17 protein-coding genes are annotated in these 18581 nt (G+C 38.0%); all 17 read right to left on the reverse strand.

The features are described from left to right. Positions 1 to 7 precede the first annotated feature (7 nt). The 17 genes from asnB to A3860_RS00565 all read right to left on the reverse strand — a co-directional run bounded on the left by asnB (position 8) and on the right by A3860_RS00565 (position 18576). On the reverse strand, positions 8 to 1864 hold the full coding sequence (asnB, locus tag A3860_RS00485; protein WP_081144579.1) for an asparagine synthase (glutamine-hydrolyzing): 1857 nt from the start codon (positions 1862 to 1864) through the stop codon (positions 8 to 10). A gap of 22 nt (positions 1865 to 1886) precedes the next feature. Beyond that, the gene (locus A3860_RS00490; protein WP_081144580.1) at positions 1887 to 2915 is read right to left on the reverse strand and encodes a glycosyltransferase family 4 protein; all 1029 of its coding nucleotides are present in this window, start codon (positions 2913 to 2915) and stop codon (positions 1887 to 1889) included. Further along, entirely contained in the window at positions 2905 to 3867 is a 963-nt protein-coding gene (locus A3860_RS00495) for a GDP-mannose 4,6-dehydratase (RefSeq protein WP_081144581.1), read from the reverse strand. The genes A3860_RS00490 and A3860_RS00495 overlap by 11 nt, the downstream gene beginning before the upstream one ends. Before the next feature lie 46 nt (positions 3868 to 3913). Continuing rightward, a complete protein-coding gene (locus tag A3860_RS00500; protein WP_143773877.1) occupies positions 3914 to 5317 on the reverse strand; it encodes a hypothetical protein in 1404 nt (467 codons plus the stop codon). Between the two features lie 44 nt (positions 5318 to 5361). Further along, positions 5362 to 6537, reverse strand: a complete 1176-nt coding sequence (locus tag A3860_RS00505) for a glycosyltransferase family 4 protein (RefSeq protein ID WP_081144583.1) — start codon at positions 6535 to 6537, stop codon at positions 5362 to 5364. A 1-nt stretch (position 6538) separates the two neighbouring features. Beyond that, complete coding sequence (locus tag A3860_RS00510) at positions 6539 to 7537, reverse strand: glycosyltransferase family protein (RefSeq protein ID WP_143773878.1); 999 nt, start codon at positions 7535 to 7537, stop codon at positions 6539 to 6541. 287 nt (positions 7538 to 7824) lie between these two features. Next, a complete protein-coding gene (locus A3860_RS00515) occupies positions 7825 to 9030 on the reverse strand; it encodes a glycosyltransferase family protein (RefSeq protein WP_081144585.1) in 1206 nt (401 codons plus the stop codon). Continuing rightward, positions 9027 to 9923 carry a glycosyltransferase family protein gene (locus tag A3860_RS00520; protein ID WP_143773879.1) on the reverse strand — a complete coding sequence of 299 codons (897 nt, stop codon included), beginning with the start codon at positions 9921 to 9923 and terminating at the stop codon, positions 9027 to 9029. The genes A3860_RS00515 and A3860_RS00520 overlap by 4 nt, the downstream gene beginning before the upstream one ends. A 261-nt stretch (positions 9924 to 10184) precedes the next feature. Continuing rightward, positions 10185 to 11291, reverse strand: coding sequence for a DegT/DnrJ/EryC1/StrS family aminotransferase (locus tag A3860_RS00525; protein ID WP_081144587.1), 1107 nt, complete (start codon positions 11289 to 11291; stop codon positions 10185 to 10187). Positions 11292 to 11301: 10 nt separating this feature from the next. Then, positions 11302 to 11781, reverse strand: coding sequence for an acyltransferase (locus A3860_RS42195; RefSeq protein WP_081144588.1), 480 nt, complete (start codon positions 11779 to 11781; stop codon positions 11302 to 11304). A gap of 94 nt (positions 11782 to 11875) precedes the next feature. Continuing rightward, a complete protein-coding gene (locus A3860_RS00535; RefSeq protein WP_081144589.1) occupies positions 11876 to 12892 on the reverse strand; it encodes a Gfo/Idh/MocA family protein in 1017 nt (338 codons plus the stop codon). Positions 12893 to 12902: 10 nt separating this feature from the next. Further along, positions 12903 to 13985: an acyltransferase family protein gene (locus A3860_RS00540; RefSeq protein WP_081144590.1), complete on the reverse strand. Its 1083-nt coding sequence runs from the start codon at positions 13983 to 13985 to the stop codon at positions 12903 to 12905. Positions 13986 to 13996: 11 nt separating this feature from the next. Next, the gene (locus A3860_RS00545) at positions 13997 to 14761 is read right to left on the reverse strand and encodes an AglZ/HisF2 family acetamidino modification protein (protein WP_081144591.1); all 765 of its coding nucleotides are present in this window, start codon (positions 14759 to 14761) and stop codon (positions 13997 to 13999) included. Beyond that, complete coding sequence (gene hisH / locus A3860_RS00550) at positions 14758 to 15375, reverse strand: imidazole glycerol phosphate synthase subunit HisH (protein ID WP_081144592.1); 618 nt, start codon at positions 15373 to 15375, stop codon at positions 14758 to 14760. The genes A3860_RS00545 and hisH overlap by 4 nt, the downstream gene beginning before the upstream one ends. Continuing rightward, positions 15372 to 16517, reverse strand: coding sequence for an N-acetyl sugar amidotransferase (locus A3860_RS00555; protein WP_081144593.1), 1146 nt, complete (start codon positions 16515 to 16517; stop codon positions 15372 to 15374). Before A3860_RS00555 ends, hisH begins: the two co-directional genes overlap by 4 nt. Further along, positions 16517 to 17791: a glycosyltransferase gene (locus tag A3860_RS00560; RefSeq protein WP_081144594.1), complete on the reverse strand. Its 1275-nt coding sequence runs from the start codon at positions 17789 to 17791 to the stop codon at positions 16517 to 16519. Before A3860_RS00560 ends, A3860_RS00555 begins: the two co-directional genes overlap by 1 nt. Beyond that, a complete protein-coding gene (locus A3860_RS00565; RefSeq protein WP_081144595.1) occupies positions 17791 to 18576 on the reverse strand; it encodes a class I SAM-dependent methyltransferase in 786 nt (261 codons plus the stop codon). Before A3860_RS00565 ends, A3860_RS00560 begins: the two co-directional genes overlap by 1 nt. Between the last annotated feature and the right edge of the window lie 5 nt (positions 18577 to 18581).

Below are 18581 nucleotides of genomic sequence, written 5' to 3' on the forward strand. Positions count from 1 at the left end.
GTACTTTCTACTCAATCCCGTTTTTTTCCAACCAATATTCCAGTATTACAAACAACCATATTTCCATCCATCTCACTGATGTATCATTATTTAAAAACCGTTGCCAGTAGGTAAGCAGGTTTTTACCATTTATAAAATCTCGTTGAGCAATTCGCTGAAGATGAGTTTCACAAAAGGACCGAAGCTCATTCTTCATCCAAACACTCCATGGGAATAAAAATCCCTGTTTTTTACGATGCACTATCTCATCTGGGAGCAATCCATTTAATGATTCCACCAGTAGCTGTTTGGGATAATGCGGGTATTTATAATGATCTGGTATTGCCAGTACGAATTCAATTAAGTCATGATCAAAAAAAGGCTCTCGTGCTTCTAGTGAAACAGCCATACTGAACTGATCTGTATCTTTTAACAGGGTAAACTGCGTGTAACCGGTATATTCGGCTATTGAAACCTGACTTAACAACGGATATTTTTCCAGAGTTGCAGGTAATTTAACCAGCTGCTCCTCCAACATCGGCCTGCTATTATTCCATTTGGTTAGTGAAGAAAGTAATTGTGGTGCAATGATCCTTCTGAATTCAGGATAAAAATATCTGATAGTTGTATCAGGAGCATTCAACAAAGCCTTCATTCTTTGTGATTTATTGCTGCCACCTAATGCAAGCCTGGCTCCCAAACGCAATAATTTCGCTGGCCCCCATACCGATGCATACTTCTTAAATTGAAGATACTGTTTAAAGAAGGGATAGCCGGCAAACAGTTCATCACCCCCTATTCCTGATAATGCTACTGTGAGGCCACTTTGTTTGATGGCCTTAGAAACCACATATGTATTAACGCCATCTCCACTTGGCGTGTCCATGCTATTAAGGGCATTCGTTAATTCATCAAGAAATACTGCCGGCTTTAACAAAATCTGATTATGGTTCGTGTTGAATTTGCGGGAAATGATATTTGCATAGCCAGACTCATCAAATTCTTTTTCCTGAAAACCTACCGTAAATGTATTTGGACGGCCAGTACCGACTTCTGCCATGAGGCCAACCACAGCACTGGAATCAATACCACCCGATAAGAATGCCCCAAGAGGAACATCACTTACCAACCGTCTTTCAACGGCATTACACAACAACTGGCGTACCTGTTGCTGAACTCGTAAGCGGTCGCCAAAATCGAAATCAATTGTCGGCGTACTGGTAATATCCCAATATTTTTTGATGCTATATTTATTACCGCGAATGGTAATGGTACTACCGGCTCCCAGTTGTAGAATTCCTTGAATGGCCGATTCTGGAAAACCAACCGATTGATAACTTAAAAACTCAATGATAGCCGACTTATTTGCTTTAGCAGGCACAATGCCGCTTCCAAGCACTCCCCGCAATTCTGAAGCAAACAGGAACACATTATCATTAACGAAGTAATACACAGGCTTCACACCCATTCTATCTCTCGCAATAAACATTACCTGTTCAACAGTATCCCATATCACAAAGGCGAACATACCTTTTAAATATGGCAAACAGGCTTCGCCCCATTTACTGTATGCAGCCAGCAATACTTCTGTATCGCTATTCGTACTGAACGGATATTCGGGCAGAAGTTTTTTTACATCGCGGTAATTATAAATTTCTCCATTGAATATGATCAGGTACCGGCCGGTATGATCAGCTATAGGTTGATTGGCAGATGATGACAAATCAATAATTGACAACCGACGATGCCCCAAAGCAATGGTATCGTTAGTGAAAAATCCATCTGCATCGGGTCCACGGTGCGCCATAGCATCAGTCATTTGACGGATAGTAACAGGTAAATCGATACTCCTTTTAAATGCTACAATACCGGCTATGCCGCACATAATTACAGTATTAAAAATTTATTTAACTAATTGAATGACTAAGAATAACATTCTGGTAAAGGTTCAAATACTTTTCAGCAATCACTTCCGGATCAAACCTTTTAATATTCTCAAAACCACGCGCAATCATGTCCGTTCTAAATGAATCATCATTAATTACTTTTTCCAACCCTTTCCTGATCTCACTTGCAACAAATGGATCTACCATTACAGCAGCCTCTCCTGCCACTTCAGGCATGGAATATAAAGTACTTGTTATAACGGCCCTGCCTACAGCCTGCGCTTCCAGAATAGGCATGCCAAAACCTTCATAAGTTGAAACAAGACTTAATATATCAGCCTGTTCATATCGTTCCATGATCTGCTCATCAGTCAACCCCCATTCATAAATGTATTGAATATTATACTTCTTTAGCAGGGCCTCATACGCATCATTCTGTTTTCCGACAATATTCAACACACAGGGTAGCCCCTGAAGGGCTTCTATAAGCTTTGGAATATTTTTATTAGGTGCAGTCCCAACCTGTAAAATCCTCGGGCATTCTTTATTGAAGGGTTTCTCTGCTTTCTTAAACTTCGAAGATATAGCTACAGGTATAACAACAATTTTATTCGGATCGCATTTATGGTGACGCAAAATCTCCTGCTTTGTTGATTCTGAAATCGCAGTAATAAATTTTGCCCGGCGTTCAGGAATGGAAAGCCAAAACAACTTGAGTACGCTATACTTAATACCTCTGGAAGAATTCAGATGTACACAATCTAAAATGGTTTGGATGGTTGCGTTCCGTTTTAAAAGCAGTCCCAGATAATTTACATCACCGGTTATATGATTTACTTGCCCCTGATTTCGCCAGGCTTGGTAGCAATTATATAAACGCTTAAATAGCCCCGCGCTTTCATAAGCAGAAACAACAACCCGTGAATTAATTTTTCCATTCAGTCGCTTTCTAACATCCTCAAAAATAAATTCCACGCTGTAGTTACCAACCGTCCTTGGCTTTCTGTGAAAGAATACCACTTCCAGAGATGCCTTTTTCTTATTTTCCATAATTCTTAAACTCTTCCTCAATTATTAAATTCAAAACCTCAAAAAAATCCATATCATACTGCCAATTCAAAACCGAGCGTGCCTTTTTATTTGAACCGTATATATCTTCTATTTCGGTAGGCCTGAAAAGGGAAGGATTTATTTTAATGCAGCTTCTGTCTATGTTCAATTTGTCAAAAACGTAATAAACAATTTCCCGTAATGTAATTGACTTGCCTGAACTGATAATAAAATCATCGGGCTGATCCTGTTGTAACATCATCCACATGGCCTCTACATATTTCTCTGACCAGCCAAAATCGCGTTTTATATCCAGATTACCGAATTCAAGGCATTCACGTTTACCATGAACGATTTCAATTGCTCCTTTAATTAATTTTTTTACGAAGAAATTTTCTCCTCTCAGATATGACTCATGATTGAAAAGAATACCACAGCTGGTATATAAATTATAAGATTCCCTGTAATTTATGCATACATAATGCCCGGTAACTTTTGAAATAGCATATGGGCTTAACGGATGTACTATGGAATTCTCGGTGATCGGAAGTTGGTTTACCTTCCCGAACATTTCGCTGGTTGAGGCCTGGTAAAAACGAATAACCGGATCTATTAATCTTATAGCCTCCAGTATATTTAATACTGAATGAATATTAAACGTTATTGTACCAATGGGTTGTTGAAAGGATAATGAAACTGCACTTTGAGCAGCAAGATTGTATATTTCAGTTGGCTTGCAATTAGTGATAATATTTAAAACCTGCGACAAATCGCTTAGATCACACTCAAGCAGCTCCACTTTATCAAGCAATTCCAGATACTTTAAACGGCCTAAGTTCGACCCATAATTAGATCTTATAAGGCCTGTTACTTTATATCCTTTCTCAATTAGAAGCCTTGATAAATAAGCTCCGTCCTGCCCGGTTATCCCGGTAATTATAGCTCTTTTCAAATTATATTAATCTAAAGTTACAACCACCCAAGTACTCAAAAGCACCTTACTCATAAAGCCACTTTTGAATTGTTGGAAAAACAGTTTTACTTAAAATCCAGAACACCAGAAGGTTCGTACACAAACGGCCAAATAAGAACAAGCCATCAGCCTCGAAACTGATAAAATTATACAGGGTGACATTTATTATGGCAAATCGAAAAACCAAATTCAATTGGTGCATGTTGTAAAATGTACGATAGATAAGCACTATAAAAAGCGCAAGTAAAGACAGGGGTAAAAACATTCCGATAAAACCGAAATCAACATAGGAGTCAGCAAAATATCCTAAACTGAACGCTGCCCCTTTTTGTAATCCGGCATACTTAAACCCGGTGTATTTATTGGTCTTTTTGCTAGGTTCGTAGATAGACTTTTCAGGAAAGAGAATGCGGGGAGTAAACACAAAGGAAACATTTTCCCACCATAATTTCCCATTTTCATGTGGCATTATTTTAGGAATTCTGTCCATGACTTTAGTGAGATGGAGTATATATTGTATCCTGTAAAGCGACATAGTCATTGACGCTTGATATTGATTCCACGAAATGGTTTGCACCTTCTCACCAATCTTGGAAAGCGCTTCGGACTTAGAAACGTTTACAACTTGCATACGTGAACCCTGATTTAGAAATTCACGGTATCCCCCCTTTACGGCCGTCCAGGTAACAAAAACAAATAATAAGCTTACGGATATTAATAAGAAATTAATAAACTGCCGGAATGTTATTTGCTTAATGAATGTAAGAGAAACAATGATCGTATAAAAAAGTACTTCCTTGAAAGATGAAAAATAAGAATAAAGGCCTGATATAAATTCATATGCCAATATTACAATCAGGACCATTCTATTTTTCTTACTAAGCCAAACTATGACACCATACCAGATAAAAAATATCCATTTAAAAAGCGACACAGTTACCAGCATCTGAGCAAGACCACTGGTATTTCCAAACACGAATCCTATCGAACTTAAAAACAAAGTTGAAATAATATAGAGAATTAGTAACTTCTTTTTATTAACCAGGCTCGCCTGCTTTTGAAAATCCTGGTCTGAGTATACGGGCAGTTTGCTCACTCCTCTGCTTATAATAAAAGCCATTAACAATAGCCCCAAACATGCTACAAGCAAAGCATTAGGTGCATTTTTAGATAAAAAATCAATTGGCTTTTCTTTTACATTCATCCATATTACATAAGCAACCACCTGTACCCATTGGAGTGTAAAAGCAAAAACAATAATACCGGGCCTGTTATACTTCCACAGAATTGCCAGCATTCCAAATAAAGTGGCAAAACAAAGAAATAAATACATACCGTTTTGAAACAGAGGCAATGTCAAAACACTTAATGCAAGTATTATTATTACTCCTGTTGAAAAACTTATCTTATTTGAAAATGCGCTAATCATGAATTATTAAGTAATGGGAAACCCAGGTAAACCTATGGCTACAATTAATCCTTTGTTTTGAGGGTGTCCAGAATATTTAGTACAGCCCTTACAATTCGCTCATATGAAAAATCTGTAATCCGCTTTTCTGACTCACGGTTCATTTCGGCTAATTTTTTTCTGTTTTCAAGCAGTGCAGTTAAAAACGATACACATTCTACATGTTTTCCATGTGGAAATATTATTCCATTCTTATGAGAAACCAGATCAACTCCACAACCCACTTTATCAGAAACCATAATGGTACGACTGCTTGCCATCGCTTCATTCACGGCAAGTCCCCAGGTTTCTCCGGGACCATTGGAAGGTAGAATAAATACATCACCTAACCTATACACAACTGGCATTAAATTCTGGTTTTGAAAATCTAGGAAATGAATTCGTGGATCACCATTCGCAGCATTCTTCAAAGTCGAATCAAGATGCCCATTTCCTACAAGTATGAACCTAATATCCTTATTAGGTATTTCCGAAGCGACTTTTAATAGAAGTTCGGGATTTTTTTTGCTTTCGAATTTACCAGCAAACAGCACTACAAGATCAGAATCGTTGATATTTAACCTCTTGCGCCAGTCCCTCGCTTTTTGCTCATTTACTTCCGGATTATTGCAAAACCTTTCGTTGTCTATAGCATGAGGAACAAACACAAGTTGGTGTTCCTTTAAGCCATGTTTCCGGAAATACATTTTATTATTGGTACCGGCATACAGTGCAAAATCAACATGGGAAAAAACCCACCGCAGGAAAAATCTCCTGATAAGTTGCCTGATCCCAACTTTTTCATCTAACAAAGTAGAATCGCCACGGAATAAGACTGGTACCTTTTTATAGAAAAAACGGAGACACCTTAAATGACTGTCAAAACTCCAGCCGAAAACTAATAAAGCATCTGGCTTCCATGCCTGGATTCTTTCTATAAGATCAGGATTGATGATACCTTTGAAATGATGAGAACCTGGCTCATTTGAAATATTATCAACATACTCATAATCGTACCCCTCCAACAGGGGAATATCCCATTCTATTACCTTACCAAAACCAGGATCATACTTTGCTCCCATACCCGCCCTCCCCCAGGTATAAAATACTTTTACAGCAATTTTACCAGTTTCATTTAATAGTTTAAACCATGGTGCATTATACTGAATGGGATGTGTGGTAATTATAGCAAGTCGTTTCATCTCATTTCTTTGTAACGGCCTGATTTAAAAGATCAGCCAGCTTTGCTGTCACACTTTTAGCTGAATACTCCTCGAATGCCTTTAAATTAATAGTACTGAAATCATACTTCTGAACCAATTGCAAAAAAGCTTTAAACTTCTGTATGAATTGAGCCCTGAATACCGATTGAAAATTTTCTTCATTGAATCCCATCGTAAGCCCACATTCAGACATTTCGATAACCTCCTTTGCCGTGCTTTGTTCATGCAATAGGGCCAGTATGGGTTTACCAGACAAGGCACCCTGAAAAACTTTTGAAGGGGTATAGTGTGGTTGTGTGCTGCCTATAACTAAAACGCCATCAGCCGCTTTTAAATGGATCAGTACATCTAAATAGGGTATACGCTGCGGATATTCAAAGATCATGTTGCCCCACAATCCTTCAAACTCCGCTGCCAGGTTTTTAACATAATATGCAGTAGGATCATTCAATACCTTACCTGTTCCTATAAAGTGAAACCGTACATTTTCAAAAAGCCGTTTGTTATCATAAATCTCTTTACAAAAGCAACGAAAAACCTCAACTGCATTTGGAAGCAACACACCTGCATATATGACATCAATTATATTGGGTTCCTTTTTAAACAGGTAAGGCTGCAATTGCAGTTTATTCAATATATTAAAATCATTCTTTTCTCCGCCATAAGGCATCGCACCGGCAATGCATTTCCCTTTCAGATGCATGTTACGCTCTAATACTCCCATGTAATACCCCTCCGCAACACCTGTAATCAAAGATGCTTTTTTCACTGCAATAGGTTCCAGCGTTTTTGCTAAGACCGTACTAAACCATGCCCGCGAAAATTTCCTGTCAGATCCAGGGAAATGATGAACCCATGGATCAATATAATCTATTCCATACTTTACTCCGGTACTATAATGCAACCATCTTCCTAATAAAGCAACATAAAAAGAAGGAATAGCTATATATATAAAATCTATTTTCTCTTTTTTTACCAATTTCTTTGCCTGCTTATACAATTGAAAAAAAGCGCGCAAGCCAATGTCCCCGATGAACCGTGGCCGGGTAACCGGCAACGCATTCGCTTTTTCTATATGTAATCCTTCCGGTAATAATTCCACAAGATTATAATCCAGTTTCTCTTCATAATACTTTTCATCCACCATTAAGATAACAGGCTGCCAGTTAAACGCCGGCAAATGTTGTGCAAACAGGCGGGAACGATGAACAGCTGCCAGGTTAGAAGGGGGAAAATGAGGAGAAATTATCAAAACTTTTTTCACAACTAATTGGTTTGCTTCCAGGATTTTAAAAGTTTATTACTTTCAACGCTCCATGAATTTCTTTGAGCATATTTCCATCTGGCCAACTTGTTTGCCAGAATTATATCACGCTTATCAAGCAAAGAAGAAATTGTTCTTTTTAAATCAGTCTCTTCGAGTGATGAAATAACCCCGTGATCTGAAAATTTTTCAATGAATGAGCTTTGTGCTTCAGTACCGGTGGCAAGAATATACAAGCCGGCTTGAAAATAAGCCCAGATCTTGTTTGATAAAGCCAGGTTATTATTTTCATCTTTACCAGGTTCAATCGCAAGACCAATATCATATTGCACAAGACGACGATGCAGATCTTCCTGTGTCAAAGAAGATATTATTGTAACATATTTCCTGTTGATGAGGTACTGGTCAAAAAAAGATTTATTCAGGTTTCCAATCAACGTCAGCCTAACCTTGTCCTGAAAGGAATCCAATATAGGTAACACTTGCTCAAGCCCTCTTGTAACGTCAATATTCTGTGAAAACCAGATGAAATGTAAATACTGAATATCCTTATTTTCAGCAGGCACTCCGAAATCGCTCGCGGCAAAAGTGTTATTAACTACAAATTGAGGAGACGTTTTATTCTTAGTGCCTAAAGCAAACACACGATGCATAATTGGTTCCGACGCGTAAGACACATATGCGGCTTTAGGTAAAACCTTCTTTAATAATTGCTCATTCACCTGCCTTATAAAAGGATCAGACCCTTCCCCCGGGTGATAGTCCTCTACATCAATACCAAATGCTGATTGCCGGTTTTTGGCAAATTTAGCGGCAGGATAAAAAGCGCCCGGATTATGTGCTATAATAAGATCAGGAGAAATATTTATTTTTCTTAGTAATCCGTTTATCAGAATGCTTCTTCGGCTAACAGCCATGCCAATAACCCATGTGGTACGAATCCCAAATTTGTATAACCACCGGCACGCATTCTCTATTAACACTGACTTTAACCAATTCCAGTAAGACGAGCGGCCTGCTGGCAAATGGTAAAAAGTCACATCTTTAAGCACTTCGATAATCTGCCTCTCTTTGTCCTTAGTCCAGTTGTCCATTTCGAAAGCCACAACCGATACCTTATATCCTTCATCAAGAGCCAATTCCACCTCCTTACGGCACCGTGGATTACAAGCCAAATTAGTACTGGTTAAAAACAAAATATGCTTCATGAAAAACGTGATTCTATCAATTTTTCAATTCCGGCAATATGTGATCGATATGAATTTTCCATAGCGAAAAGTATACGGTCCCGTTGTAAATCAGTCAGCTCACCTGATCTAACCCTTTTCAATATTTGCGAAAACAGCGATAAATATTCACTGTTATCCTTTGAATCGAGCATGTCAATAATATTATTATCGCGATAAGTTGACATATAATGAGAAACTACCGGCTTGCCTGTACTCAAGTATTCAAGTATCTTATGCGAATTTGAACCATCCCACATTTTACTTGTAGTTGTTTGCCAACAGACCCAAAACATATCAGCCATTTTTACTTCTTCGCTTAATACAGATGGGTGTACCGCTCCACGCAAAACAACATTTGGCTGAGATTGAAGAAATCTGACGAAATCAAACACCTCTGGTTTATCAAAAGCTACAAAGTTTCCCTTTATCTCATACTGCCCCCAAAAAACGAATTGAGTATCGGGATGAGCAGAAATGACTTTTTTCATGGTATTTCTATCGGGCGCTTCCATTAAAAGATTGCCTACATAACCCACCGTTATTTTGCTTTTAGGATGAATTGTACCAGGTAACTGGTCCAATGCTTCCTGTGCAATCCTGGTAAAGTGCCGGTTTACACCATGATTAATAAAATGAGCCGTTTTACAAGCAGGTTTTAATAATTCAACTATCGTATCTGAGACCCCTAAACAAACATCTGCCGTAAACGCCTCTTCGGGTAAATGATCATAATAGAAAAGGTCAGCAGCAAAAAAGATATTTACCGAAGCTTTAAACCATTTCAGATTCAGAAAGCGGTAAGGATCGAAGCACCAGACTATATCGGGTCGCAGCCCAATTGCTTTGGTCAGCAATTTCACCTGCGCTTTCAAAAGTAACCGGAAAATAGGATCAGGTAAGAAACGCTTTCCCCTGAAAACCGGCCGGTATTTTACAATATATAAAGACGGATGATCTTCTGAGGGAGAAATGGTTATTCCCTTGTTTTGCAGATCGGGTGGTTCTATAAAAAAAACCCTATTACCTCTTTCCGCCAGTTCAAGAGCATAATGATGCTTGGAAACACGCATTGTGCCCCATCGGTCAGAAGAAAGAAGATATACAACCTTATTATTGAATTGAAATCCCACGAATTATTTCTGATAAAATTCTGCTACACATTGACTAACGTATTGAATTGCCTCTTTCGTTAATTCCGGATACATCGGTAAAGAAAGTATTTGATTTTGGTAACGGGCAGCAATGGGAAAATCCTGCGGAGTGCCTGATAAATGCTTGTATGCCGGTAAAAAAGGGAGTGGTGTTGGATAATGTATAGCGGTTTCTATTCCTTTTTGCTTTAAAAATGCGGCCAGCTCATTACGGCGCTCGGCCAGTACTACATACAAATGGAATGTATGCCGCGAGCCATTGCGCACTTTAGGCGTTTTTATTGAAGGGATATTTTTTAAATATTCATCATACACAGCAGCATTGGCTATCCGCTGCTCGGTCCATTGACCAATATAAGGTAGCTTGGCATTTAAAATAGCAGCCTGCAATCCATCGAGCCTGCTGTTAATTCCTTCGATTTGATGTTGATGCTTAACCAAAGCGCCATGATTGGCATACATCCGGCATTTTTCTGCCAGCTTATCATCATTGGTTATAATTGCCCCGGCATCACCATAAGCCCCAAGATTTTTACCCGGGTAAAAACTTAGGGTGCCTGCAATGCCCCAGGTACCTGCATTGCGTTCTTTATACTGAGAAAAATGTGATTGCGCACAATCTTCAATAAGATATAGCCCGTGTTTTTCACAAAGTCTGGTAATCGCTTCAATATCCACCATCTGCCCGTATAAATGTACCGGGATGATTGCTTTGGTACGGGAAGTTATTTTTTCTTCAATCCGGTCCACATCGATGGTATAATAGTTTGGTTCAATATCAACAAACACCGGAATGGCCCCGGTTTGTCCGATGGTCTCAGATGTAGATATCCAACTGCATGCTGTTGTAATTACTTCATCTCCGGGCCCAACCCCCAGCATCTTCAATAATATATATATTGCATCTGTGCCATTGGCGCACCCAATACAATGTTTAACATTGTATTTAGTGATAAAATTCTGTTCAAATGTTTTTACGTGATTTCCCCCAATAAAAGCGGTTTCTGTTATAACCTGCTGAATGGCAGTATCTATTTGCTGCCTGATACTTTGATATTGGGTTTTCAGATCTACAAAGGGAATATTCATAATATTAATTCTATTGTTTGGGATGCCTGCGCATAAGCCGTGCAGGGTTTCCGGCATATATGCCAGGTTCAGTTATATTTTTTGTAACTACCGAACCTGCACCTATTACTACATGATCGCATATAGACACCGGTAATATAGTTGCATTTGAACCAACTGAAACATGATTGCCTATCACCGTACTTTTCCATTTACTTTTATCACCTGCTGCGGGGCCTCCTTCAGAAAATAAATCATTTATGAACATGACCCCGTGCCCAATAAAACAATCATTGCCGATCGTAACCAATTCACATATAAAGGTGTGAGATTGCACCTTGGTACGATCTCCAATAGCAACATCCTTTTGTATTTCTGTAAATGGACCAATAAAACTATTATCTCCAACTTTACATCCATATAAATTTACCGGTTGTATCACCCGTACATCTTTTCCAAATACTACATCTTCCCGGATACCGTAATCATAAATCCTCGGTTTATTTTCCATTTCTAATTAAGTTGTAAGTTAATTCCATGTTAACAACCCTCATAAATTATAAATTACCTGCAAATTATCTAAGACAGGTTGTTATACACCTGAATTACGATCCCATCGCCGTATAAATCTTATCAATGATTTCTACTGTTTTTAGCCCTTCGAAGCCGTTGGTTGCAATTATGCCATTGCCAGTCAATACTTCTGACAGGTTCTTATAAACTTTATCATGATTAGACATAGATCCCATGTACTGGCCATAATTATTCGGCGGATTACCAGGCGGAAGATCTTTAATAACATATCCATCAATTTTTTGGTACTCAAGTTCATTCAGGTACTGCCCTCCGATCTTTATAGTGCCTTTTTCAGCAAAAATGGTAAGAGAACCTTCCATATTTTTCTCAAAACAATTAACGGTATAATTAATGGTGCCTATTGCTCCATTGTAAAACTGCAGGGATACTACACCTGTATCCTCAAACTCAATAGTATTACTGTGATGAAAATTACCACCCATGGCATGAACCGATTTTACGTCACCAATCAACCAGTATAACAAATCAATAAAATGGCTAAATTGAGTAAATAGCGTTCCACCGTCCAGTTTTTTGGTTCCCTTCCAGGAATTCAAATAATAGGCTTCATTTCTATTCCAGAAGCAATTTAACTGTATACTGTATATCTTTCCCAGCCTTTCTTCCTCTATCAGCTTTTTCACTGCAGCAACGGGCGGATTGAACCTATTTTGTTTAACGATGAATAATCGCCTGTTAGCTCTTTCAGCTGCGTTGATCATTTCACCGCAATCATGCACATTCAATGCCATTGGCTTTTCACATAATACATGAAAGCCGGCCTTAAGTGCTTTTATACTATGTTCCGCGTGTAATCCATTGGGTGAACAAATTGATACAACATCTACTTCCGGATGGCTTTTCAATAATTCATCAACATTATCATAAGGAGAGGCGCCATACTTTTGCGCTAGTTCATTAGCCTTCTCTTTTACAATATCACAAACGGCTACTAAAACACCGTTATTTTGAATATGCTCTGCATGCCGTTGAGCAATACGACCACAACCAATTATTGCAAAGTTGATTTTCCTACCAACAATCATTTTGTAAAATTTAAATGAAATAACGCTTTAGTTTCAAAAATCTCTTTTCAAATAAAAAAAATGAAATAACAGATATAAGTATAGTGAAAACGAAAAGGATCACAAAGTGAGGCAGATACATATTATACTGCAACTTGGGAACAAGTTTACATAATTCCTCTAATTTTTTTATGGGGAAATATTGAAAATATATCTCCTGCACAAAAGGATGAAATAAATAAATTCCGTAAGAGATCTTTCCCATAAATGCAATTGCAGGATGTTCCAAAAAGCGCTTAACATGGCCTGAATATCCTATTATAATAGCATAACCTATTGTTATAATACCAATAAACGTGCAAACCAATCTTAAAAACAGATCAGTCCAAAATGCCTCTTGCTGTACAGTAAGGAAAATAGTTATGGCAATCAGCGAAAACAACAAAACCGGTACTATTTTTAATGAAAAGAACTTACTTGTCTTAATATAATGATGAACCTTAAAATACGCCAATAATGCGCCCCCGAACAATGCATCAAAAGCCGATAACGGAAAGCGTGAAGACCATTTATTGGGGTAACTCTCAAATACTGAACTATTTATTGAGATAAATCTCCACGCAAAGGCAATTACAATTGCACCAATAAAAATCTTTAAAAAAAACTCTTTTGGAACAAAAACTATGATGAAGGGAAAGATCAAATAAAATTGTTCTTCCACGCATAAAGACCAAATGTGTTGAAATTCAAGAGGTACACGATTAATATTTATACACTCTAAAATATTAGTAGTATAGGTAGCATTCCATAAAAAGATTTGACCGGAGGTGAAAAATACGCTGTAGAGAATAATTACAACAAAATAAAGTGGGAATATGCGCAACGAACGCCTGATAAAGAAATTTTTGATGATTATTTCTTTGGCTACAGGCGTTGCTTTTTGCTCTAATAAAATTTCACCTAACAAAAAACCACTTAAAACGAAGAATAAGTTAACCCCTATAGTACCGCACTTCGTGTATTTAAATACTCCATAAGGCAGCCAATGTTCCAGTAGAACAAGAAAAATAAAAACAAACCTGAAACCATCTAACTGGGTGTAAACTTTTCGCATAATTTTCTATTTCAATTATTCCCCATTCGAATATTATCCCCAGTAGGAAAGGTAATAAGCACACCCATTCCTTTCTTCTGATATACAAACATGCTTCCAGCAGCAACGGCCGAGGCTCCCCCATCAATTACCGCCTTCTTAAAATCATCTATATTTCCAGCTCCACCACAGGCCACCACCGGAATATTCACCGCATCGCTTACCATTTTAATAAGGGGGATATCATATCCACCCCAGGTACCGTCTTTGTGTATAGCCTGTAAAAATATTTCACCTGCTCCTGCAGACTCAACCTGGCGGGCGTATACCTCAGGAGAAAGATTGGTATTCTGGGTTCCGCCTAATGTAAATACCTTATACTTTCTCAACCAATTTGGCCTAACGTCCATACTAACTACTACAGCCTGGCTCCCATAAACTCTGGCAATTGCCCCAAGCAGATCAGGATTCCTGACTGCTGCCGAATTAATAATTACTTTCTCAAATCCTGCATCAAACACTTTGCAGGCATCATCAAAACTCCTGATACCACCGCCATACGCCATGGGCATAAATGCTTCACCGGCTATTTCTGCAATTTTTTTATAATTAATCGGCTTATTGTCCCGGGATACAGTAATGTCGACCAATACCAATTCATCGGCTTCTTTTTCATTAAATATCTTTACTGTATTAATTGGATCACCCACATATGCAGGATCTTTAAAACCAACAGTTTTATAAAGCCCCTCATTCATTAACAACAGTGCCGGTATAATGCGTATGCGTTTGCTCATTTTTGTAATCGTGCAAAATTTTCAAGTAGTTTCATTCCAAACTTATGGCTTTTTTCAGGGTGGAACTGAACCCCATAAATGTTTTCTCTTTGAAATGCACAGGCAAACTCATAACCGTAAGTGCTTTGACCGGTTACGAATGAAGCATTATCAAATTTGAAATGAAAGGTGTGTACAAAATAATAACGCGGATTAACAGGAAGGTCCTGCCAGATTGGAGACTCCTGCACAATGGCAAGATCGGTCCAACCCATATGGGGAACTTTCAGGGATCCATTCCCATTAATATTAAATCTTATAGTATCAGCTGGTAACCAGCCCAAACCATTTTCTACTCCCTCCTCACTTTTTCTTGTCATTAACTGGGCTCCCAAACAAATACCAAGTATTGTTTTTTTATTCTCTAAAACCAACTGATTCAACAGGCCAGTCAAACCACTTTGATTCAAATTTTGCATGCCCTTATCAAAATGACCTACACCTGGTAAAATGAGTTTATCAGCATTTTGAAGCTCCTGAGGATCATTTGTTATAATGGCCTCTATCCCGAGCCTCTTATGCATATTTAAAATGGAAGTAAGGTTTCCTAGTCCGTAGTTAATAATGGCGATCATTTCTTTACAGGAAAAAGCTTTCTATAAATTGTTTTAACCGGCTTCAACAAAGGATATCTCTGATCTATTGGCATTTCATAATCATAGTCATAATGACTATGCGGCGGCAGTTTCATCAAAGCATCAAACTCATCTCTGGTAAATCCCAGCTTTTTAAGCACAAATTCAAAATCTATTTTCAACTGACCGGGATCGTAAATTGGTTTCATTAATTCTTCAAGCGCTTCCTCTTTCGTAATCTGACCTCCAAAAATCAGGTCCGACAAATGCGCCTTACGTTTATCAATACTGAACTTTGTAGGTAAAATATAACCCTGATAAAAACGGGTCCAAATTGACTCATAATGCTTGCCACCGTAATCACGCCATCCGAGTTCCTGCTGAATCAATTCCTTAACCTGCTTTTTATTATATTCAGTATAATTCAAAATTGAAACTGACTTTACCCCCAACATTTGTTGGTAGTACCTTTTAACTTTTGCATCCATGAATGGAAAAGTCTTTAAAGGAACTGTACCAAATTGTTTGTGGATAGATTTGATATTAATATGATCCGACTTTGGATGAATCCAACTTTTAGGCAATGTTTGCTCGGTATGAACATTAGTACCGCTCAATATATACTTTATTTTTCTTTCACCAGCCAGGCGGTATAACGTCGCAAATATTGCATGATCTGTAATCGCTTCGATATCAACTACCGATGCTTTTAAATAAGCGATTTGCAGGTCTTTAAATTCATCCCAGTTTATTACATACGTAAAAAGGTCAAATCCCAGGCGGTTCACAATATTTTCTATGTTTTGAACTGCCAGCTCCGAATTCCACCCATTATCAAAATGAACAGCAAGGGGCCGTAAACCAAGTTGTTTCGCAAGCCATGCTATATAAGTACTATCAACTCCTCCACTTAAGCCCATTATACAATCGTAGGGTTGCCCCTGTCCGGCTTTCTTTATTATGCCGGCAATTTCTTCCAGTTTTATACGTCCTTTCTCACCTTTCACTACAGCCTCTTTTTCCGCTAAGCGATACTCATGGCAGTAATTGCAAATTCCTATATCATCAAATGTAATGTCAGGGTCTGCAATTGTATCCATTACAGACACTGCACATTGCCTGTATACCTTCTCATTACTCATTAACTACGAATTATTTGATTGTATATTGTGTTCATGCGCTTAATAAAAGCCTCCTGACCAAATTCACTAATAGCATACTCGCTGATCAACTTCGGATTGTATTCTTCTCTACTTTCAATCATTTGCATCATGGCCTTAAAAAGATCCTCATCTTCATTGTCCCTGCTTACTAAAAGTCCGGTTACTTCATTTACAAAACCTTCAGGCCCCCCACATCGGGTACTTATCACCGGCTTACCTAATAACATTGCTTCAATTAAAACAACACCAAATGTTTCATAAGAACTTGACAACACAAAACAATCAGCGTTCCTAATGGCATCGAAAACCTGTTCCCTGTTTAATTGTCCAAGCAGTTTGATCTCTGGCTCTAATCCAAGTAAACTTATTTGCCTTTTTAGATCTTCCTGCAACACGCCTCTGCCTCCAATCCATAATTTTATAGCCTTATCAGGATAATTTAGCCTGAGTTTCTTAAAAGCATCAATCAATAAACGGTGGTTTTTTTTAGGATGCAGTTCGGCAATGTTTACAAAAACAAACTCATTATTCTCCTTTTTGATATCAGGAACATATTGCTTTTTTTCCAAATAAGGATCAATTACATTCGGCAAGCAGGAAAATGATATCCCGGAAAAAAGATTTTCCAATAAGTTACAAAAAGGCTGGCTTACAGCATAATTGCTATTACTATTTTTATACGCCGCTTTTATATATTTTAAAAGCGACGGACTGGTAATCGTATTCCTTGCAAAAGCTGTACTATGTTCTGTAACAATATAAGTAATGCCATAATTCTTTTTTATTCTTTCCGCTAACATAGCGGCATATACAGCATTATGAGCATGAATAATTTCGGGAGTACCGTTCTCTTTTATATATGCCTGGTAAGCAATCATGCCCGCTTTTAACCATCCTGATCTGTTGTTAACATCTGACGGCGGCAAATAGTAAAATCCGTCTATTCTATAGATAGAAATGCCCTTTTTATTTTCAACCGTTATAAATTCTTTCAGTTTAAATAGCTTTCTATATCCCAGCAACAACACCTGTTTAAAGGTAAAGTCGTCAGTTTCATTATTTGCCTTCTTTTTAAGACTCTTTAAAAGCAACGACTTTATCAACATAGGAATTGAAAAAGTTTGCTTTATAGAAATGACCCCCACCTTATGCCCTGCCTCTCTAAGTATAGATGCCTGATGATATTGAAAAATGCCAGCCACCGGATTGGCATCAGGCACAAACTCTTCTGAAGGGATAATAAGAACGTGCATTACTTGATAGCCTTACAAATCATAAATTCCTGTGCCGGTGATTCCTTGAGCACGGAAGTAAGCAGCAACTCTATAGGATATACTGCGGGCCATAAAATAGCGTTCAGCAATTTAGATTTTGCCGAAAGCCTTGTTAACAGATGCCACAGTCTGGGATAAAATTTTGTTTGCGCATCAACTGGATCGTTCATTAATACGTAATTAGGAAGTCTATCCAGAATTTCAAAACCATTCCTATGTAATGCATCTTTGTATTCCTGTAAAGTTCTGCACCGCTGATGGGTTATATTGTACTGACCTTCACGAATAAAATTGTCAGAAAAAATAAATATTCCATCTTTCTTCAACAATCGGTGAATATTCGAAAGCGCAATATCCAGCGCCTTATCGTCTACAATATGATACAATACGGAAGCAGCGCTGCAACAACTGAAAGTATTCTCAGGTAAATTTACTTTGCTACTGCCAATATCAAATTCCAAAAACGAATATTCAGGATACTGGACCTTTAGATTCTTAACAGCCGTAGCTGATATATCTATTCCGGTCAGGTCTTTACCCAACGACTTCCATATGTTTACAACAAAGCCAGTGCCCGGACCAATATCCAACACTTTATTGTTTTGAAACATTGAACTATATTTCCTGAAAAGTCTGAACAATATTTTCCTGGTAACTTTGTAACTCCACTTGTTATAATTCATTCCAAGGGATATATCACCAACGCCTACTAAGTCATATTGATTCGACAAACGTTCATCCCAGTACTTTCTGGCGTCAAACATTATTG

Origin of the sequence: Niastella vici, assembly GCF_002077945.1 — a bacterium.
Classification (GTDB): Bacteria; Bacteroidota; Bacteroidia; order Chitinophagales; family Chitinophagaceae; genus Niastella; species Niastella vici.